Genomic DNA, 19,608 nt, shown 5'->3' with positions numbered 1-19,608 from the left:
AGCGCTAACTCTTGTTCGCAGGATTGGGCCGGCGGCTGCGGCCGAGCGAAACGACTCGGTCCTTGGCCTCCAACAGCTTCGTCACTTTCGCACCTAAAGAGAGTAACGTTGCAAGGCGCTCGGTTTCAAGTTGTTTTACGTCTTCATACCAATGCGTTAGCTGCTCGATCAGCGCGTGCATCTCGCTCATGCGCTCTTGCGCATGGCGCTCGGCTTCGCTTGCCGGCCGCTGCATCAGGATTTCGCGAAGGACCGAGAGCGTCGGGTCTACCTCGCGCTTCTTGCGCTCTTCGGCCAGAGTGCGCAGGATCTGCCAGACATCGTCGGGCGTGGTGAAGAAGTCGCGCCGGTCGTCCGGCTTGTGCTTCAGCAGCACCAGGTTCCAGGTCTGAAGTTCGCGCAGGCTCATCGAGACGTTCGAGCGCGAGATGCTGAGGGCATCGGCGATTTCCTCGGCGCAGAGCGGCGAAGGGGATACGTAGAGCAACGCATAGATCTGGCCGACCGTGCGGTTGATGCCCCAGCGCGAGCCCATTTCACCGAAGTGGAGAACGAAGGATTGAACAAGCGGCGGAAGGTTCATCGGAGTTTCCGTTATGTCTGTGATTTCAGAAATTTCTGAAATTACTACAACTGGCTTGGCTCTATGGGCAATCGGGGAATAAAGGCTGCGGCAATTTGGTGTCGCGGCAAGTCATAGGAAGATTCGCCGCGACAGAACTTGATCTGGATCAAACGGCGATCGAATGTTTCGCCCGCCCCTGGTCGAGATAACGATCGAATTTCGCAGCGATCGCCCGCACGAAGGGCCGGCCTTTCGTCGTGATCGCGAAGGTGTTGCCGTCGAACGTCGTCAGATCATCCTCGTTGAAGACATGCGCTCGCATGGCATCGGTAACGACAGCGTCAGCGGCGCGTCCAAAGCGTGATCGGAGATCGGAGACAGAGAAGGAGTAGCGGCACATCAGATCCTCGATGGCGGACGCAGCGGCGCGGTCGCTGTCAGAGAGGGAAAAGCCGCGAGCAACAGGTAGACGACCGTCCAGGATTGCCCGGCAGTATTGCCCCGTCGCCGTGATGTTCTGCGCATAGCCCTGCGGCAGCCGCCCGATCGAGGACGCGCCGAAACCGATCAACGCGTCCGCCTCGTCGGTGGTGTAGCCCTGGAAATTGCGTCGAAGCGTGCCGTGGGAAAGCTTCTGCGCCATGCAATCACCCGGCTTTGCAAAATGATCGATGCCGACAGCCACATAGTCGGCGGCAAGAATGGCCTCGGCACCGGCAGCCGCCATCTCGAAGCGTTCCACCGGACCGGCCAAAGTTGCGGCATCAATCTGCGATTGGTGCTTCTTCATCCAGGGGACATGGGCATATCCGAACATGGCGATCCGATCGGGCGCCATGGAGAGACATTGTTCGATCGTTCTCAACAGCATTGCTTTGTTTTGGTGCGGCAGGCCATAGACGATATCGAGATTGATCGAGGAGACGCCGAGATCTCTTAGCGTGATCACGACGTCAGCCGTCTCCTCGAAGCTTTGCGGGCGGTTGATCGCGGTCTGTACGATCGGCTCGAAATCCTGCACGCCGACACTTGCCCGCGTTATGCCCAGAGATCTCCATGCCTGCAGGCGCGCGGCGTCGACATGGGTCGGGTCGATCTCGACGCTGATCTCGGCGTTCGGTGCAATATCGAAATGTCGATCCAGCGTGTCGTGCAATCTCTGCAGGTCTATTGGGTTCACGATCGTCGGCGAACCGCCGCCGAAATGGATCGCGCTGACTTTGTACTGCTCGCGCAGGCACTCGGCAACAAGCTCGATCTCCCTGTTGAGAGCATCGAGATAGGCGGCGATCGGGTCGTACCGGCGCACCTGCTTGGTATGGCAGCCGCAATAGAAGCAGAGCCGATCGCAAAACGGGATATGCAGATAGAGCGACAGCGGGCCATCGGACCGCTGTCCGAGCCACTCTCGATAAACGGCTTGATCGACGCCGTCGTGGAAGTGCGGAGCTGTGGGATAGCCGGTGTAGCGCGGTACCGGAGCGGCGTAGCGGGCGATGAGTTCGGCGTTCATGAGATGTCCTTTTCGGGGAGCCATAGCCGGCCCAAAACGGTGACACTTTGATCTCGATCAAGAAAACGCTGTTCTCCCGCTGCGGCTGTAGTCTATGCTTTTGCGCGGAGCTGATTTGATGCGCAAAGACATACATAATTCAAACATCCCAGTACGTTGCATGAGCTGCGAGGTTCGCCATAAGGGCATGTGCGGTGCGCTCAGCGCCGATGAATTGCTGGCGCTTTCCGCGCATACGCGCCTGGTCAACCACGAATCCGGCGATGAGCTCGCCGGCGAGAAGATGCCGGCCGAATCCTACGCTACCGTCATCCGCGGCGTCGTGAAGCTCACGAAGACGCTGGAGGACGGGCGTCAGCAGATCGTCGGCCTGCAGTTCGCGCCCGATCTTCTCGGCAGGCTGAATGCGAATGAGAATGCGGTGTCTGTGGAAGCGGCGTCCGACGTCAACCTCTGTCGTATTCCGAAGGCCGCGCTGGAGCGTATGGTCAAGAGCAACCCGGCGCTCGCCGAACGCCTGATGTCGCAGACGCTGCGTGAGCTCGACGAAGCCCGCGACTGGATGGTGACGCTTGGACGCAAGACGGCGGCGGAGAAGGTCGCAAGCTTCCTCCTTCTGATCGCGACACATCTCGATCCCGAGGCTGTCGGCGAAAAGCGCAAGTTCGATCTGCCGCTGTCGCGGGCCGACATTGCCGACTTTCTGGGGCTGACGATCGAGACAGTCTCTCGCCAGATGTCGAAGCTGAAGGCCGATGGGGTGATCTCAATCGTTGCAAACCGGCATATCGAGGTGCCGAAGCTCTCGAAGCTCAAGGCCTGCTGCGGCTCGTGACGATCCCTGTGCGGCATTGTTTGCCGGTTGCCGAGGAAGCCCATTCCGTGCAGGAGTGAGGGTTCACCTCGTTCGAGAAGAGAGCTGCATGTCTGCCTTCGCCAATCCGCTTGTTTCCCGCCTGTCTCCGCCTCCCATTCCCTCGGTGCTCGCCTGGGCTCGCGAATACAAGGGCGGCAAGGGGCCGTTGGTCGATCTTTCGCAGGCGGTACCCGGCTATCCGGCCCATCCCGAAATGTTGCGGTTGCTTGGCGAAGCGGCATCGTCGCCGGAGACGACGGGCTACGGTCCGATCGAGGGGGAGTGCGTGCTGAGAGACGCCTATGCCCGGCATATGTCCGAGGTCTACGGGGCGTCCGTTTCCGCAGCCAACATCCATGTCACCGCGGGCTGCAACCAGGCCTTCATGTCGGCAGCAATTGCGCTTGCCGGCTCCGGCGATAGTGTGGCGCTGACCAATCCGTTCTATTTCAATCAGGAGACGACGCTGTCGATGCTCGGCATCAAGCGCGTTCTGGTCGAGTGCGACGCGGAGAATGGCTTCCTGCCGGAGGTTCAATCGGCCGAGAAGGCGCTGCTGAGTGGTGCCAAGGTGCTGGCGGTGGTGACGCCGAACAATCCGACCGGCGCGGTCTATCCGCCTGAATTGCTGGTCGAGTTGTTCAACCTCTGCCGCAAGCATGGGGCGTGGCTGATCGTCGACGAGACTTATCGCGACTTCCTTCCCGATGGCTACGGCGCTCCGCATCCGCTACTCACGATTCAGGGGTGGGAAGACACGCTGATCCTGCTCTACAGCTTCTCGAAGTCCTTCTGCATTCCTGGCCATCGCCTCGGGGCGATCACTGCCGGGGCCAACGTCGTTGCCGAGATCGCGAAGGTCATGGACAACATGCAGATCTGCGCGCCACGCGCAGCCCAGGTCGCCGTTGCCGCGGCGATGCCGATCCTGGCCGACTGGCAGGCGGAAAATCGCCTGGAGATTGCGCGCCGTGCGGATGCCTTGCGGGCCGTGATGTCAGGGTTGCCCGGCTGGGAGATCGGTGCGCTTGGCGCTTATTTTGCGTTCATCCGCCACCCCTTCGCCGAGCTCAGCTCAACCGCCGTCGCGGAGCGTCTTGCGAAGGAGGCCGGTGTGGTCTGCCTGCCGGGAAGCTATTTCGGGGAAGGGCAGGAGCACTATCTCAGGCTCGCCTTCGCCAATGCCGACGCTGCTTCGATCGGCTTACTCGCGGACCGTCTTCGGTAGCTTGAAATGACAAAGGCCCGCATCGGCGGGCCTTTATTCTTTCTGGCTGGTTGTCGTATCAGACGACGACGGTCAGCGGCGGTATCCGCTTGTCTGCCGGGTTACCCTGCTCGGAGGCCTCCAGCAGATTGAGCTCCCGCCGCTCCTTCTCCGACACGATCGCAAGGTCGAGGACCTTCTGCAGGTTTGCGGCGTGGCGGAAGGTCGGGTCGTCCTGCTTTCCGGTTCTGACGGCTTCTGCAAAGCGCTGATAGTTCGTCAGCACGGCAGGGACCTCGATGTCGCGCCAGGTGGCGGTTTCGATGTCCTCGCCGAAGCAGCCGCGCAGTTCGGAGCCATCCGGGCGATGAATGACCTCGAGGCTGCCCTTTTCGCCATAGATGCGAAGCTTCAGCTCGTTGAGATGGCCGGTTGCCCAACGGGTCGCGTGGATGACGCCGAGCGCACCGTTGGTGAAGTCGACAGACATCGTGAAGCTGTCGTTGGCATCCAGCAGATATTCGCCGATCTGGCCGCCAGGAGCCTTGTTGAAGGTCTTCAGGCGGGCAAAGACGTGGTCGATATCGGTCGCCGCGCCATAGGCGGCGAAGTCGAGGATGTGGATGCCGACGTCGCCGAGCACGCCGTTCGAACCGTGACCGGTCGACAGGCGCCACAGCCAGCGCGATTCCGTGCGCCAGTCTCCCCATGCGCGCGAGACCAGCCAGCTTTGCAGGTAGGAGGCTTCAACGTGTCTGATGGTGCCGAGCTCGCCAGCCAACACCATCTCGCGGGCGCGCTGCAGAGGCGCGACGTTGCGATAGGTGAGGTTGACCATGTTGATGACGCCGGCAGCTTCGGCGGCTTCCGTCATCTCCAATGCGTGGTCGTAGTGCTCGGCCAGCGGCTTTTCGCAGAAGACGTGCTTGCCGGCGGCGATGAGCGCCAGGCTGGTCGCGTGGTGGATGCGATCAGGTGTGACGTTGGTGGCCGCGTCGAAATCACCCCATGCGATCGCTTCCTCGAGTGTGAGGAAGCGCTTCTCGATGTGGAAGTGATCGGCAAATTCGGCCAGGCGCGCCGGGTCGGTATCGACGGCGCCGACAACTTCCACGCCGTCGATGGCGAGGAAGTTGGCTACCTGGTTTCTGGCCATCGAGCCTGTGCCAAGAACGAGTAGACGCATATTGTGCTCCTCAGCGATAACCGGCTTCGCCGGCCTGATGCAGTCGTGGGCCGCGTTCAACGATCGGCTCGAGAGCCTTTTCGACCGGCACATTCGGGGCATCGGTGATGCTCTTCAGATCGCCCTGCGGGTTATAGGCCCATTTCACGCCGTTGATGAGTACCTTCTGAACGTTGGCATCATGATAGGTCGGATAGGTTTCGTGGCCAGGGCGGAAGTAGAAAATGTTGCCGGCACCGCGGCGCCAGGTGAGGCCCGAGCGGAAGACTTCGCCGCCCTGGAACCAGGAGATGAAGACGGTTTCCAGCGGCTCCGGCACGGAGAACTGCTCGCCATACATTTCCTCGTTTTCGAGAACGAAGTTCTCGTCGAGGCCGGCGGCGATCGGGTGACGCGGGTTGATCGTCCACAGACGCTCGCGTTCACCGGCTTCGCGCCACTTCAGCGCGCAGGGCGTGCCCATCAGGCGCTTGAAGATCTTCGAGAAGTGGCCGGAGTGCAGGACCAGCAGGCCCATGCCTTCCCAGACGCGCTTTGCGACGCGCTCGACGACGACGTCGGAGACCGCGCCGTGGTCCTTGTGGCCCCACCAGGTGAGGACGTCGGTTTCGGCAAGGCGGGCTTCCGTCAGGCCGTGCTCGGGCTCCTGCAGCGTCGCCGTCGTCGCCTGGATCGCCGGATCGGTGTTCAGCGCGTTGGCGATGGTGGTGTGCATGCCTTCGGGATAGATGCCCCGAACGATGGCATTGGTGGTTTCGTGGATGTTTTCACCCCAGACAATGGTGCGAATAGCCAAGTGATTGCTCCTTCATGCGAATGGTGGACCGGAACCGATGGGAAGCGGCCAGATCCTGTGGTTTGGGTGGTGTCAGGCCGCGCCCTTGAGGGGGACCCTCTCGAGCGCGCGTCCGGATTGGTCGAAACGGTGAATTGAGCCCTGAACCGGGGCGACGCCCAGTTTCTGGCCGGGTTGATGGCTCGATACGCCGGTCTCGCGAACGACGAGCGGTTCCGAGGTGCCGATGTCGAGGTAGACGAAACTGTCCGAGCCGAGGATTTCGGAATGGATGACGGTGCCCGTCCAGGCAGGCGCCTGTTGGACGATCTCCATGTGCTCTGCGCGAACGCCGATGGTGTGGGCATTGTATGGCGCCGAGAACTCACCGGTCAGGAAGTTCATTTTCGGCGAGCCGATGAAGCCGGCGACGAAAACGGAATTCGGCGTTTCGTAAAGTTCGAGCGGGGTGCCGACCTGCTCGACGACGCCATCCCGCAGAACGCAGATGCGGTCGGCGAGCGTCATCGCCTCGACCTGGTCGTGGGTGACGTAGATCATCGTCGTGCCGTGCATGCTGCGGTGAAGCTTGGCGATCTCCAGACGCGTTGCGACGCGCAGCGCCGCATCGAGGTTCGACAGCGGCTCGTCGAACAGGAAAACCTTGGGATCGCGGACGATGGCGCGGCCGATCGCGACACGCTGGCGCTGGCCGCCCGATAGCTGGCGGGGCAGGCGTTCGAGATAGGGCGACAGCTGCAGCATACCGGCTGCCTGCTCGACGCGGGCCTTGCACTCTTCCTTTGTACGTCCTGACAGTTTCATCCCGAAGGCCATGTTCTCGAACACGGTCATATGCGGGTAGAGCGCATAGGATTGGAACACCATCGCAATGCCGCGCTTCGACGGCGCGTAGCGGTTGACCGCCTCGCCATCGAAGGAAAGCGTGCCCGAGGTTATGTCCTCCAGCCCGGAAATCAGCCGCAGCAGCGTGGACTTGCCGCAGCCGGACGGGCCGACGAAGACCATGAACTCGCCCTTGCGGATATCGAGCGAGACGCCCTTGATGACTTCAAGCGCACCGAAGCTCTTTCTTACATTATCGAGTCGAATCTGTGCCATATCGTGCTTTCTTCAACCTTTGACGCCGCCGGCTGTCAGGCCGGAAATGATGCGCCGCTGGAATATCAGGACCAGGACAACGACAGGGACCGTAACGATGACGGATGCTGCCATGATGTTGCCCCACGGGATTTCGAACTGGCTGCCGCCGGAAAGCAGGGCAATGGCAACCGGCACCGTTCGCTGAGCGTCCGATGAGGTGAATGTTAGGGCGAAGAGGAATTCGTTCCAGGCCGTAATGAAGGCAAGCAGGCCTGTGGTGACCAGAGCCGGCCACATCAGCGGCATGAAAACCTGCGTGATGATGACCCACGGCGAGGCGCCATCAACGATCGCCGCTTCCTCGATTTCGATAGGTAGATCGCGCATGAAGGTGGTCAGAACCCAGACCGTGAAGGGCAGGGTAAAGATCATGTAGGAGAAGATCAGCGCGAAGGGCGTGTTGAAGATGCCGATCCAGCGGATCAGCTCGAACAGGCCGGCGAGCACGGCGATCTGCGGGAACATCGACACCGACAGGATCGTCAGCATCAGCAGCGCGCGACCGCGGAAATTGACGCGGGCAAGCGCATAGGATGCCGTCACCGCAAGGAGCAGCGAGGCGGCGACCACTAGGACGGCGACGAGCAAGGAGTTGCCGAGGCTGCGGATGAAGCTGCCTGTCGTCAGGACCGTCGTATAGTTGGTGAGCGAGATCGAAGTCGGCCAGTAATTGACCTCGAAGAGGGCGGTACCGGCTTTGAAGCTCGTCAGGATCGCATAGTAGAACGGGAATACCGCGATGATGACGATGATGGCGACGAGCAGGTAGAAGAGGGTGTTCTTCGTGGCGGTAAGCAGCATCAGCGTTCACTCCCGCCAAGCTTGACACGACCGAGCCACATGTAGAGCACGGTGATCGTCGCGATGATCAGGAAGAGCACGGTCGAGGCCGTCGCCCCGTAGGCGAACTTGTCGAAGTCGAAGAGGTTCTCGCGCGCCATGACCGACATGGTCTTGGTCTGCGCATTGTTCGGCGTCAGCACGTAGATCAGGTCGAAGATGCGCAGGGCGTCGAGCATGCGGAAAATCACGGCGACCATGATTGCGGGACGCACCAGCGGCAGGGTGAGGCGCCAGAACACCTTGATCGGGTTGATGCCGTCGATCTTGGCGGCTTCGTAGATATCGGCCGGGACCATCTGCAGGCCGGCAAGAATGAGCAGCGCCATGAAGGGCGTCGTCTTCCAGACGTCGACGATCAGGACGGCAATCATCGCCGTCTCCGGATTGGCGGTCCAGGCGATCTTCTGGGTGATCAGGCCCGCGCCGAGCAGGATGTCGTTCAGGATGCCGAACTGGTCGTTGAGCATCCAGGCCCACATCTTGGCGGACACGATGGTCGGGATTGCCCATGGAATGAGAATGGCGGCGCGGACGATGCCGCGGCCAGCGAAGTTCGCGTTCAGTACCAGGGCGACGACGAGGCCGAGAATGGTTTCGATGGTCACGGACAGAAGCGCGAACTTCATCGTGTTCAAGACCGCTTTCCACCAGTTGGGATCGGCGAGCAGGCCGTTATAGACCGTGCGACCGCTCTTCAGCGTGACCCAGGAGAGGTAGTTCTTGAAGCCGACAAACTCGGCGCCGCCGAGATTGGTGAGCGATGCGTTCGTGAAGCTGAAATAGATCGTTCTGAAAAGCGGCCATCCGGCAACGACGGCCAGGATGAACAGGGTGGGGGCCAGGAATATCCAGGCGGAACGGATGCGCTCGGAGCGCAAGTCCGACGAGGTATTGACGGCGCGCGCTCGCGATCCGACGCTTGAGGAAACTGCGGCTTCAGTCATGAGGTACCCGCTTCTTGAGGCGATTTGACGGTGGCATCTTCGGGAAAGGCAGCGGCGGACGCCCGCCGCTGCCGATGCCGTCGGTTACCAGTTTTCGCCCTTGAGCGTCGTCAGGTCGGCCTCGAGAAGCTCGAGGTTTTCTGCGGAGGTGCCGTTGCCCGAAAGCGAGTTGTGAACGGCGGTCCAGAACTTCGAGGAGACCTCGTTGTACTTGACCTTGGCGGATGCCGACGGACGCGGAACGGCGTTCTGGAAGATCGGCTTCCAGTTCGGCATGAACGGCGCTGCGGCCGCGATGTCCTTCTCGTCGTAGAGCGCAGACAGCGTCGGCAGGTTGGAGAGCTCGATGGCGCGCTGCTTCTGGCTTTCCTTGGAGGTCAGGAACTTGACGAGTGCGATTGCGACATCCGGGTTCTGTGAGTACTTCGAGACGGCAAGGTTCCAGCCGCCGAGCGTCGAGGATGGTGTGTCGCCTTCCTTGGCAACCGGAAGCGTCGTTACGTCGAACTTGCCCTTGACGGCGCTGTCTCCGCCATTGCCGAGAGCGTAGGCATAGGGCCAGTTGCGCATAAAGACGGCATTGCCGGTCTGCCAGACGCCGCGGGACTCTTCTTCCTGGTAGGCGAGCACGCCGCCGGGCGAAATCGTTCCGACCCAACCCTTGGCGCGGTCGATCGCTGCTGCTGCCTTCTCGTTGTTGATGGAGATGGTGCCATCCGGCTCGATGATCTGGCCGCCGCCCGACGATTTGACCCATTCGAGCGCATTGCAGGTCAGACCTTCATAGGCGTTGCCCTGGAAGACATAGCCCCAGAGATCCTTCTGGCCGGCTGCGCGTTCCTTTTCCTGGATTTCCTTGGCGGTTGCCGCCATTTCGTCCCAGGTCTTCGGCGGCTGCTTGCCGTACTTGTCGAGAAGGTCCTTGCGGTAGAAGAGCGCCGGCGCGTCGGTATAGAGCGGCATGGCGACGAGGCGACCGTTGACGGTCTGCGAAGCGATGATCGACGGGAAGAAATCGCCGACGACATCCTTTGCGGCATCCTTGAGGTCGACGAACTGGTCGGCGAGCTGCGGTGCCCAGATAACGTCGGTCTGGTAGACGTCGACGTCCTTATTGCCGGCGGCGAGCCACAGGCGATACTGCGAGAACTGCTCCGTCGAAGACGACGGCATGGTCACGATGCTGACCTTGTTGCCGGTTGCCTTCTCGAACTCGTCGAGCTGCTTGCGGAACAGGTCGAGGTTCTTGCCGGTCGAGCTTGCGGAAATACTGATGTTGGCGGCGAACGAGGGCTGTGCGACACCGAGCAGCGCGGCCGCGACGGCGACCGCTGTGAAATGAAACTTCATATCTTCCTCCCAAAAGAACCAAACATTGGAAAAATTGAAAACGGTTTGGCTGGAAAAAATTGTCAGAAGGTCGATATTGAGTCAAGCGGGCACTCGTGTCAAAGTCGCACAACCGCGATCACATATTGATAACAAAGAAAAATCATAGGGATGGCGGTGGTTTGGGTTGTGGGAAAAAGAGACAAGCTCACTCAAAGGAATATCTAAAATTGAAAACGGTTTGGCTATTTGCGAACTGATGCGCTTAGGCCATAAGGGAGAAAGCACCTGTTGGCGTCCAGCCAGCCAGGTCAGGACGAAAGACGCACTGTCGGATGAAGCTTAAAGAGTTCGCGAAGAAGGTAGGATTGTCCCCGACAACGGTCAGTCGGGCGCTGAGCGGCTACCCCGAAGTGAGCGAGACCACGCGCGCCCGTGTGGCGGAAGCTGCTATGCGGCTGGGTTACAGTCCGAACGTCAATGCTGTGCGGCTGAAAACCGGTCGGGCAGGGGCTATCGGCGTAGTGATGGGGCGCGCCGGCGAATTTCACTTCGCGGAATTCATGGCCGGCATGGCGGAGCGGCTGGTGGCGGAGGAGACCGACATTCTAGTCATCCCGATGGCGGATCCCAACCATGAGGATGAGATGCAGCTCTACCGTCGACTCGTGGAGAGCCGGCGCGTCGACGCGATCATCGTGCACTCGCCCAAACCCAATGACGAGCGCATTGCGCTGCTCCACGAACTCGGCATGCCGTTCCTCGTGCACGGGCGGTCGGCCATCGATGTGCCGCATGCCTGGCTCGACATCGACAACGAAGCTGCGATCAAGCGCGCCACGTCGCACCTGATCGATCTTGGTCATCGGCGCATTGCAATGATCAATGGCCGACCCGGTGCGACCTATGCACTTCATCGAGACAGTGGGTATCGCATGGCTCTTCAAAGCCATGGCATAGAGCCTGATGCGCAGTTGATCGCGAACGGAAACTTCACGGACGAGCTCGGTTTTCGGTTTGCGCGGTCCTTCCTGGAGCAACCGAACCCACCAACAGCCTTTGTGGCGGGATCTATGATGACGGCGCTCGGTGTCTATCGCGCGGTCCGATCGCTTGGGATGCAGATCGGGCGCGATGTCTCGGTCATCGCCCACGACGACGTCTTTCCGTATCTCACCGCCGACAACATGGTGCCGTCACTTTCGGCAACACGGTCCTCGATGCGGGCGGCTGGAACGCGTTGTGCGGATCTTGTCCTGCAACTGCTGTCGGGTCGGTCTCCATTGGAAATCCACGAGCTCTGGCCCGTCGAACTCATTCTGCGCGAATCGACCGGACCCGCGAGACCGTCCAGCCCTTAATGTTCCTCGTCGGGCGCGCGGTGTACAGAGCTGCTTCGGGCAGCTTGCGAGTAGGATATCGCGCGGTTTCGCAGGAATCTGGAAAGTTGATTTCCTCAGGCAGCAGATTTCGGTGCGTCGTTGATTGAGCCGACGGCGCCAAAGCCGCATATTGCCAGCAGTTGCTGAGGCATGTCGGCCATCCTCCCGGTCGATGAAGCAACTGTTCCCTCTGGAGGTTTTTACCTCACATCTCGGCCACCGCGTGAGCGGTGGTTTTTTTTGTGCGCAACTCCACTCGCTGCTACTTGGAACATTCGGTTGTCGCTTCCGTTCCTTCAAAGGCGAGATGTTTAAGGAGAGCGTCATGCAAGTCGTCGGTACACAGGTGATTCCCGAAATGGGTGGCAAACGGGGCTTTACCATCGAATTCGTCGGCGATGGCGGAGAGGTGGTTTCCGTGCTGTTGCGCAACGACGAGACGCAATCGGTCAACCCAAGAAATGCGGTCGAACGCGCCAAGGCGGTGATGCTAGAGATCGCCGCCGCGACCGACGAGGCTACTTCCGATCCCGTGACAGCGCGGCCCAGCGCTCGTGCGTCGGGTGATCAAAGTACAATGGAAGAACAGCTCGACGAGGGACTGGAAGGCACATTCCCGGCGAGCGATCCGGTTTCGGCAACTGGCTCCACGGTCCCGAGGGGGCCGGCAAAACATTGAGCGGGCAAGGAGAAGATCGGCTTCTCCGTTCGCCGGGTGGCTTTTAGCAAAAAAAAAGCGAGCGGAGGCCCCGGATTCCCGGAACTTTTTCGCCTTTGATCTGTTGAATCCCTTCGTTGCAAACGCGGGCGGGTGACACGGTGCCTCACATCCCAAAAATCGATCGCAAGAACGGGCGGATGGATGCGCGAGACAGGTTGATCATCGCGCTGTATGCGCAGCTCAAAGCCGAGCGCCAGACACGCGAAACCCTTGAATGGGTGATCCGCAACGGAGGACTGTCGACTGACGTGCTTGAAGCGATCGCCGCAGATCCCGTTCCGGTGGTGACGAGCGACGACGTCGCGGCCGTCGAGAAGATCGTAGCCTTGGACGAAAGACGGCGGCGCAAACTGCAGAGCCACAACTGAGGGAACGTCATGGCAGCTCGGGCAAGCTGGAAGGGTCATCTGAAAGTCGGGGATCTCGTTTGCGCGGTCGGATTGTACACCGCCGTTTCCACCTCCGATCGCATTTCGTTCAACATCATCAGTCGAAAAACCGGCCATCGCGTCGAGCGGCAGTTCGTCGACAGCGAGACTGGCAAGGCCGTCGAACGTGATGATCAGGTCAAGGGATACCAGCTGGACAACGGCGAATACATCGTGATCGAAGGCGACGAGATTGCGGGCGTCATGCCTGAGAGCGACAAGGTACTGAACGTCCAGAACTTCGTGCCCTACAACGAAATCAACAAGCTCTATTTCGATAAGCCCTATTACTTGGCGCCCGTCAGCGGGGATGACGGGGAGGCGCTCGGGCTGATCGCCCGTGCGATGCGCGATCAGAGGGTGGCGGCGATTGCCGAGGCGGTGCTGTTCCGCCGTAACCGCACAGTTCTGATCCGGCCGCAGGACGACTATATCGTCGCCACCACGCTGAGCTTCGACTACGAGGTCCGCAAGCCCGATACGGTCTTCAAGGACATTCCGGAGATGAAGTTCGACAAGGAAATGCTTGAGTTGGCCGGCCACATCATCGGTACCAAAAAGGGTGCCTTCAACCCGCAGGAATATGAGGATCGCTACGAGACGGCGCTGGCGGAGCTTGTGAAGGCGAAGATCGAGGGCCGGGAACTGCCAAAGGCAAAACCAAAGCCGCAGGGCAAGGTCATCGACCTCATGGACGCTCTGCGCCAAAGTGCCAAGCTGAGCGCCAAGCCACGGGCCGCGAAGCGCGCCTCTAGCGAAACGAAGGCGAGCTAAGCATGGCTTTGGAGGCTTACCAGGCGAAACGCAACTTCAAGGTGACGCCGGAGCCAAGTGGAAGCCGGCGTTCCACCAGATCCGCAGCACCGGCCACCCTCAGTTTCGTGATTCAAAAGCACGACGCGTCGCGGCTTCACTATGACTTCCGGCTGGAACTCGATGGTGTGCTGAAAAGCTGGGCCGTCACCCGCGGCCCAAGCCTCAATCCAGATGAAAAGCGGCTTGCCGTGCATGTCGAGGATCATCCGCTGGACTACGGCGACTTCGAAGGCACCATCCCGAAGGGGCAATACGGCGGGGGCACGGTTCTTCTCTGGGATCGCGGAACGTGGACGCCGAATGGCGATCCGCACAAGGGCTACAAGAAGGGCCACCTGGAGTTTGACCTCGAAGGCGAGAAACTCAGCGGTCGGTGGCACCTGGTTCGCATGCATGGCAAGCCGGGCGAAAAGCAGGAGAACTGGCTGCTGATCAAGGCAGAGGACGAGGACGCGCGCCGCAAAGGCGATATCCTGAAGCAGCGGCCGGAATCGGTGAAAAGCGGCCGCAAGATTGAAGAGGTGACAAAGCACCCCGACGCCACCTGGGACTCCCGTCCCAAGGGTGCATCGAAGCCCGCTGCAAAGACCGTGTCGACCCGGGCGAAGCCGCAACGCCGAGATTGGCCGAAGGGTTCCGAAAAGGCCGCGATGCCTGACTTCGTCGAGCCTGAGCTTGCCAAGCTGAAGGCGAAGGCGCCGTCAAGCAAAGGCTGGATCCACGAGATCAAGTTCGACGGATACCGGCTTCAGGTACGGCTTGAAAACGGCAAGGCAGTGCTGCTGACACGCAGCGGGCTCGACTGGACCGAGAAGTTCGGCCGGGAGATTGCCGATGCCTTCGCGGCGCTGCCGGCAAGGTCGGCGATCCTTGATGGAGAAATCGTCGTCGAGCGGGAAAACGGCGCCTCGGATTTTTCGGCGCTGCAAAGCGATCTCAGCGAAAGGCGGCATGATCGGTTCGTCTTTTATGCGTTCGACCTCTTGTATCTCGACGGCTATGATTTGCGACAGGCAAAGGTGACTGACCGGAAGCGGCTGCTGGAGGCGCTACTCGCGGGCGACGCCGGAATGATCCGCTACAGCCAGCATTTTACCGAAAGCGGCACAGTGGTTCTGGAGCATGCCCGCCAGCTTGGTCTTGAAGGCATTGTGTCAAAATTGGCTGACAGCGAATACGTTTCGGGACGCACCGGCGACTGGGTGAAATCGAAATGCCTGGAGAGACAGGAATTTGTTATCGGCGGCTATGTGCCCTCGACCGCGATGAAGAACGCAATCGGCTCGCTGGCCATGGGCGTTTACCGTAAGGGCAAGCTCGCGCATGTCGGCCGGGTAGGGACGGGCTTCAGCGTCAATGTTGCCCAAGAACTCTATCGGACGCTGTCGGCAATGGAGCAAAAAGACAACTCCTTCGACGATGATCTCACCACCGAAGAGCGCCGTGGGCTGGTCTATGTCACGCCAAAGCTCGTCGCCGAGGTTGAATTTCAGGCATGGTCGGCTGACGGCAACTTGCGGCATGCTGCATTTCGTGGACTGAGGGAAGACAAGGCGCCAGAGGATGTGATGCCGGAACTAATAAACATACCTGCTCGGGAACTGCCTCAGTCTAGCGTGACGCTCACCCATCCGGATCGCATCTATTGGCCCGATGAGGGCGTCACCAAACAGGGATTGGCGAGTTACTATGCGCGGGTATGGCGCTTTATCGAACCCTATGTGACGAAGCGGCCACTTGCTCTGTTGCGCTGCCCCGATGGCATCGCCGGCCACCAGCGGTTTTTCCAGAAGCACTCCTGGAAAGGCATGAATCCAAACATCGAACAGATCACCGATCCGAAGGACAAGGGCGGCGAGAAATTGCTGCGCATCATGGACTTCGACGGGATGGTGGCGCTCGTCCAGTCCGCCGTGCTGGAAATCCACCCCTGGGGTGCCACGACTGACAGCTGGGAGCGACCGGACATGATCACCATGGATCTTGATCCGGCCGATGGCGTCAGCTGGTCGGATATCATCGCTGCCGCCAACGAGTTGAAGAAGCGTCTCGAAGCGGCGGGCTTGGCGGCCTTCGTCAAGACCTCCGGCGGCAAGGGGCTGCATGTCGTCACACCGCTAAAACCGAAGGCCAGCTGGGTAGAGGTCAAGGCCTTCGCCAAAGCGCTCGCCGATGGGATGTCAAAAGATCAGCCGGATAAGTATCTTGCGACCGCTACGAAAGCGAAGCGGACCGGCAAGATCTTCATCGACTATCTGCGCAATGGGCGTGGCAACACGGCCGTCGCCGCCTACTCCACCCGCGCCCGGCCAGGTGCTGCTGTCTCCATGCCACTTGAGTGGACCGAGCTGACCGAGGAAATCGGTCCGGCCTATTTCACCGTCGACAACGCTCCGGCGCGTCTCGATGGCTTGCGGAGCGATCCGTGGGCGGACTTCTTCGCCGCCGCCGTTCCGCTGGAGAAGCAAAAGTAAGGGACGGTCGCTTGCGATCTCTCAGTGAGATTTCGGACGTCCCGTTTCCTTGGCGAGGCTTTTCTTCAGCGCGTCCATGATGTTGACGACGTTGCCTGTCGGTTTTGTTGTCGGCCTCTTGGAGGATGGCGGTGTGGCTTTGACGAGGCTCTTTTGCTTCGCGCGGATCATCGCTTTCAGGCGTTTCTGGATAGGATCCTGCACCATGGTCGGTTGCCATTCCTCGGTCCGGTCCTTGACGAGTTTCGTCATCAGGGAAAGCACGGTGGCATCGACCTTACCATCACCGTCGAGCGTGGCTGCCGGCGGACGAACTTCGTCGCCGAAGTGCAGTGTCCAAAGGATGATACCCTTGCCCTGAGGCTCCAGCAGGACGGCCCGCTCACGCCGGTAAAGGACGAGCCGGGCAATACCGACCACATCGTTTGCCTTCATCGATTCGCGGATCACGCAGAATGCCTCCGTACCGACCTTGTCCTCCGGTGTTAGGAAGTGCGGCTTGTCGTACCAGATCCAGTCGATCGAGCCGCGTGGCACGAATGTGTCGATGTCGATGGTCTTGGTGCTTTCCAGTCCGACCTCTTCGAGTTCCTTGTCCTCGAGAATGACGTAGTCGTCTTCGCCGCGCGGATATCCCCGGGCTTGATCCTTGTCGGCAATTGGCTTGTGGGTGACGCTGTCGAAGTAGCGGCTTTCGACGCGATTCTTTGTCTTTCGGTTCAACACGTGAAATCGAAGCTGGTTGCTGTCCGTCGTCGCCGGGGTGAGCGACACCGCGGCGGTGACGAGTGACAGCTTGAGATAACCCTTCCAATAGGTCTGACGTGCCATTTGCGCCCTGGCGCCCTGGCGCCATCTCCCGTGGCCGCATTCGCGGCGATTTCCCATAACGGCCTGGGGCGCGGTTTGGTTCCATCGCGATCGTCGCGAAGCGGCGAATGTATGAAAGCGGTTGCCCTCAGCGCCCGTTCAGGCCTTTCAGCCAGCGCAGCACAGCGATTTCACCCTGGTCCATCCAGCGCAGCAATCTGGCGCTTCGGCTCGGCCGGGCGGCAGCGAGCTTGGCAAGCTCACCTGCTTCGAAGCTCTCGAATACCTTCGGATGGATGTAGGACGACCTGCAGACCGCGCGCGTGTTGACCAAGCGTGCGGCGACTGCATCGACGATCTCGTTCATTTGTCGCGCGCGCCCGCGCTGGCTTTGCTCCGGCTCAAGCGCGGCGAGCGCGATTGCTGCCATCTGTGTTGCGCCCCATGTGCGGAATAGCCGGGACGTGAAGTCGGTTCCTGACGCTTCCCTTAAGTAGGCGTTGACGTCCTGCGACTGGATCGGATGAGAGGCGCCGCTGTCATCGATATACTGGAACAGCTGCTGGCCGGGCAATTCCTGGAGCATGCGCACGGCGCGGGTGATGCGACGGTCGCTGTGGCTGAGGCGCCATTCCTTCCCGGACTTGCCCTTGAAGCGGAAGTGGATGCTCGAGCCTGAGATTTTCACATGCCGGTTTGGGAGTGTTGTCAGGCCGTAGGAGGCGTTGTCTGCGGCGTAACTCGCATTGCCGACGCGGATATAGAGATTGTCCAGAAGCCAGACGATGGTCGCCAGCGCCTTGTCAATATTGGGCGTCCGGCGCCGAAGGTCGGAGTCTACCTTCTTGCGGATCGCAGGAAGCGCCGAGCCGAAATCGGCAAGCCGCTCGAACTTGCTTCTTTCTCGCTCAGCCGTCCATTTGGAATGGTAACGGTACTGCTTGCGGCCGCGCGCATCACGGCCGGTAGCCTGCAGATGAGAATTCGGGTCGGCGGAGATGAGAACCTCCGTGTAGGCGGGCGGAATGGCCAGCGCCGAGATTCGCTCAAGCTCCGTCGGGTCGGCGATGCGCGCGCCCTGGGCGTCGTGGTAGACAAATCCGTTCTTGACGGCTCGCCTTGTTATGCCCGTCTCCAGGTTCGCAATGAAGACGATACCGCCGGGTGCCGGTGGCTCGATGAGCGCAGCCGCCAGTTTCTCGTCAAGTTGCTGTTTATAGGTCGCTCTCTGGTCCACAGTGAGCATGAAACGCCGTTGCCGTCGGTAGGTTCCGATTCAGCCCGACAGCCTACCAACAGCCACCCAAAAGCTCCACAATCCCGCTATTCGATGACCACCTGAACGTAGGTGGCGCCGCTCTTGGCGTAGTAGAGCGATCCACACCGGTAGTAGTAGCCCCCGTAGTACGGCCCGTAGACGCAGCCTGCCGGCAGCGTGTTCACGTAGACGGTCGTTCTGCGCACGACGCGGCGTGTCGTTCGACGAGCGGCACCCGCATAGGACAGCGGTGTCAGGGGGCGGCCGATCTCGGCTTGTGCCGGGGTGGATGCGCTGATGGCCACCGTGGCTAGGTCGTTCCCCTCCATGCTGACATCGAGGGAGGCGAACGCAACTGCGAGCGCAATAGCGAAAATCCGTACGGAGGTTTTCATTGCGCGTCTCCCATCTCTGTCGGCGCCGGCAGTTCATCGATCTGACCCAGTTCGCTGAGATCAACCTTCTTGGCATCGCCGGGAATTTCGATCGCAAAGTTTGCCACCTTCACATCTTCTCCTGTGCGGAAGTTCCGGACCTCGAGCATGTATTCCGGCGCCTGCACCACGTGCTTGCTGGTCACCACATAGCGCTTCGGGACAGGCTTCGCCCCCGATTCTATCCATATCTGCCAGTCGACATCATTCTTCCGGAATGTCAGGTATTCGCATTCCACACCGTCGACGACAGCGCTTGAAATGTGCTTGGATTCCGTGACGCCGTCCATCAGTGTATCGAAGCTGTTCGAGAGCAACAGATCGGAGCCTGGGATTTCTGCGCCGGCGTTCTGAAGTCGGTCGAAAAGTTCGTCGAGGCTGCCCTTTGCGTCGATCTGGGCGTAGGCGTCGAGGTTCTTTCCGTGAACCGTGAACTTCGTACCGTCAAAGCTGACGTCAAGATCGGCAAAACCTCCGGTGCGCGTCACCCGGATTTTGTCCGGCCGGCCGACCGTTGCTGTACCGGAGCTGACGAATTGCAGCTTCTCGAAGGTCGGCGTCACAGCTCCCACCGAAGAGACATAGTCGAAGGAGAATGTCTTTTGAGCCGCCATATAGTCGGACATTGCCTTCAGCAATTCCTTCGAGTCGTCCGCCCACGCCGGGCCGCTAAATCCGGCGGTTATTGCGCCCAAGGCGACCAATACCTTGAAGCGTGTCGCTAACATCAATTTCGCCATGTCACGGCCCTCACTTTCGCAACGGTTGATTGGGTACGCGTTGAATGCAGGGTACGATAAGGTCGCCGGCGGCATTGCCATCGCCAGAAAGGCGTAGGCAGGGCTACGCCTTTGGACGTGCCTTCGAGACATCAAAAAGCCGCGCAGACCGTCGGATTCGAGG

19 protein-coding genes are annotated in these 19,608 nt (G+C 60.3%); 7 read left to right on the top strand and 12 right to left on the bottom strand.

Annotation, left to right across the window (positions count from 1 at the left end; all coding sequences use genetic code 11):
- Positions 1-4: 4 nt before the first annotated feature.
- Positions 5-583: a GbsR/MarR family transcriptional regulator gene (locus RGCCGE502_RS12880; RefSeq protein WP_016554605.1), complete on the bottom strand. Its 579-nt coding sequence runs from the start codon at positions 581-583 to the stop codon at positions 5-7.
- A 148-nt stretch (positions 584-731) separates the two neighbouring features.
- Positions 732-2,078 (bottom strand): oxygen-independent coproporphyrinogen III oxidase, encoded by a 1,347-nt coding sequence (gene hemN, locus RGCCGE502_RS12875; RefSeq protein WP_016554604.1) that lies wholly within the window; start codon positions 2,076-2,078, stop codon positions 732-734.
- Positions 2,079-2,265: 187 nt separating this feature from the next.
- On the opposite strand from hemN, the gene RGCCGE502_RS12870 reads away from it, so the two are divergent.
- Together RGCCGE502_RS12870 and RGCCGE502_RS12865 are read left to right on the top strand one after the other, a co-directional pair.
- On the top strand, positions 2,266-2,913 hold the full coding sequence (locus tag RGCCGE502_RS12870) for a Crp/Fnr family transcriptional regulator (protein WP_016554603.1): 648 nt from the start codon (positions 2,266-2,268) through the stop codon (positions 2,911-2,913).
- Between the two features lie 88 nt (positions 2,914-3,001).
- Entirely contained in the window at positions 3,002-4,162 is a 1,161-nt protein-coding gene (locus RGCCGE502_RS12865; protein WP_016554602.1) for an aminotransferase, read from the top strand.
- A 58-nt stretch (positions 4,163-4,220) separates the two neighbouring features.
- Here the strand turns inward: RGCCGE502_RS12865 and RGCCGE502_RS12860 are convergent, their stop codons facing one another.
- The 6 genes from RGCCGE502_RS12860 to RGCCGE502_RS12835 all read right to left on the bottom strand — a co-directional run bounded on the left by RGCCGE502_RS12860 (position 4,221) and on the right by RGCCGE502_RS12835 (position 10,403).
- Complete coding sequence (locus RGCCGE502_RS12860; protein ID WP_016554601.1) at positions 4,221-5,327, bottom strand: Gfo/Idh/MocA family protein; 1,107 nt, start codon at positions 5,325-5,327, stop codon at positions 4,221-4,223.
- A 10-nt stretch (positions 5,328-5,337) separates the two neighbouring features.
- Positions 5,338-6,123 (bottom strand): ThuA domain-containing protein, encoded by a 786-nt coding sequence (locus RGCCGE502_RS12855; protein ID WP_016554600.1) that lies wholly within the window; start codon positions 6,121-6,123, stop codon positions 5,338-5,340.
- Positions 6,124-6,195: 72 nt separating this feature from the next.
- Entirely contained in the window at positions 6,196-7,224 is a 1,029-nt protein-coding gene (locus RGCCGE502_RS12850; protein WP_016554599.1) for an ABC transporter ATP-binding protein, read from the bottom strand.
- A gap of 12 nt (positions 7,225-7,236) precedes the next feature.
- Positions 7,237-8,067, bottom strand: coding sequence for a carbohydrate ABC transporter permease (locus RGCCGE502_RS12845; RefSeq protein WP_016554598.1), 831 nt, complete (start codon positions 8,065-8,067; stop codon positions 7,237-7,239).
- The gene (locus RGCCGE502_RS12840) at positions 8,067-9,053 is read right to left on the bottom strand and encodes a carbohydrate ABC transporter permease (RefSeq protein WP_016554597.1); all 987 of its coding nucleotides are present in this window, start codon (positions 9,051-9,053) and stop codon (positions 8,067-8,069) included. Before RGCCGE502_RS12840 ends, RGCCGE502_RS12845 begins: the two co-directional genes overlap by 1 nt.
- Before the next feature lie 84 nt (positions 9,054-9,137).
- Positions 9,138-10,403 (bottom strand): ABC transporter substrate-binding protein, encoded by a 1,266-nt coding sequence (locus RGCCGE502_RS12835; protein WP_016554596.1) that lies wholly within the window; start codon positions 10,401-10,403, stop codon positions 9,138-9,140.
- Between the two features lie 314 nt (positions 10,404-10,717).
- On the opposite strand from RGCCGE502_RS12835, the gene RGCCGE502_RS12830 reads away from it, so the two are divergent.
- From RGCCGE502_RS12830 to ligD, 5 genes are all read left to right on the top strand, one after another.
- Entirely contained in the window at positions 10,718-11,743 is a 1,026-nt protein-coding gene (locus RGCCGE502_RS12830) for a substrate-binding domain-containing protein (RefSeq protein ID WP_016554595.1), read from the top strand.
- A 346-nt stretch (positions 11,744-12,089) separates the two neighbouring features.
- Positions 12,090-12,443: a hypothetical protein gene (locus RGCCGE502_RS12825; RefSeq protein ID WP_016554594.1), complete on the top strand. Its 354-nt coding sequence runs from the start codon at positions 12,090-12,092 to the stop codon at positions 12,441-12,443.
- Between the two features lie 140 nt (positions 12,444-12,583).
- Complete coding sequence (locus RGCCGE502_RS12820) at positions 12,584-12,853, top strand: hypothetical protein (protein ID WP_040674544.1); 270 nt, start codon at positions 12,584-12,586, stop codon at positions 12,851-12,853.
- A 9-nt stretch (positions 12,854-12,862) separates the two neighbouring features.
- Entirely contained in the window at positions 12,863-13,687 is an 825-nt protein-coding gene (gene ku / locus RGCCGE502_RS12815) for a non-homologous end joining protein Ku (protein ID WP_016554592.1), read from the top strand.
- A 2-nt stretch (positions 13,688-13,689) separates the two neighbouring features.
- Positions 13,690-16,203, top strand: coding sequence for a DNA ligase D (gene ligD / locus RGCCGE502_RS12810; protein ID WP_016554591.1), 2,514 nt, complete (start codon positions 13,690-13,692; stop codon positions 16,201-16,203).
- Positions 16,204-16,224: 21 nt separating this feature from the next.
- On the opposite strand, the gene ku (RGCCGE502_RS12805) is transcribed toward ligD, so the two are convergent.
- From ku (RGCCGE502_RS12805) to RGCCGE502_RS12790, 4 genes are all read right to left on the bottom strand, one after another.
- Positions 16,225-17,034 carry a non-homologous end joining protein Ku gene (gene ku, locus RGCCGE502_RS12805; protein ID WP_016554590.1) on the bottom strand — a complete coding sequence of 270 codons (810 nt, stop codon included), beginning with the start codon at positions 17,032-17,034 and terminating at the stop codon, positions 16,225-16,227.
- Positions 17,035-17,161: 127 nt separating this feature from the next.
- The gene (locus RGCCGE502_RS12800) at positions 17,162-18,259 is read right to left on the bottom strand and encodes a DNA topoisomerase IB (protein WP_016554589.1); all 1,098 of its coding nucleotides are present in this window, start codon (positions 18,257-18,259) and stop codon (positions 17,162-17,164) included.
- Between the two features lie 77 nt (positions 18,260-18,336).
- Positions 18,337-18,666, bottom strand: a complete 330-nt coding sequence (locus RGCCGE502_RS12795) for a hypothetical protein (RefSeq protein ID WP_016554588.1) — start codon at positions 18,664-18,666, stop codon at positions 18,337-18,339.
- Complete coding sequence (locus tag RGCCGE502_RS12790; protein ID WP_016554587.1) at positions 18,663-19,445, bottom strand: DUF2092 domain-containing protein; 783 nt, start codon at positions 19,443-19,445, stop codon at positions 18,663-18,665. The genes RGCCGE502_RS12795 and RGCCGE502_RS12790 overlap by 4 nt, the downstream gene beginning before the upstream one ends.
- Between the last annotated feature and the right edge of the window lie 163 nt (positions 19,446-19,608).

It is taken from the genome of Rhizobium grahamii CCGE 502, from assembly GCF_000298315.2.
GTDB classification, from domain to species: Bacteria; Pseudomonadota; Alphaproteobacteria; order Rhizobiales; family Rhizobiaceae; genus Rhizobium; species Rhizobium grahamii.
This window is presented reverse-complemented; position numbering and strand designations above follow the sequence as displayed.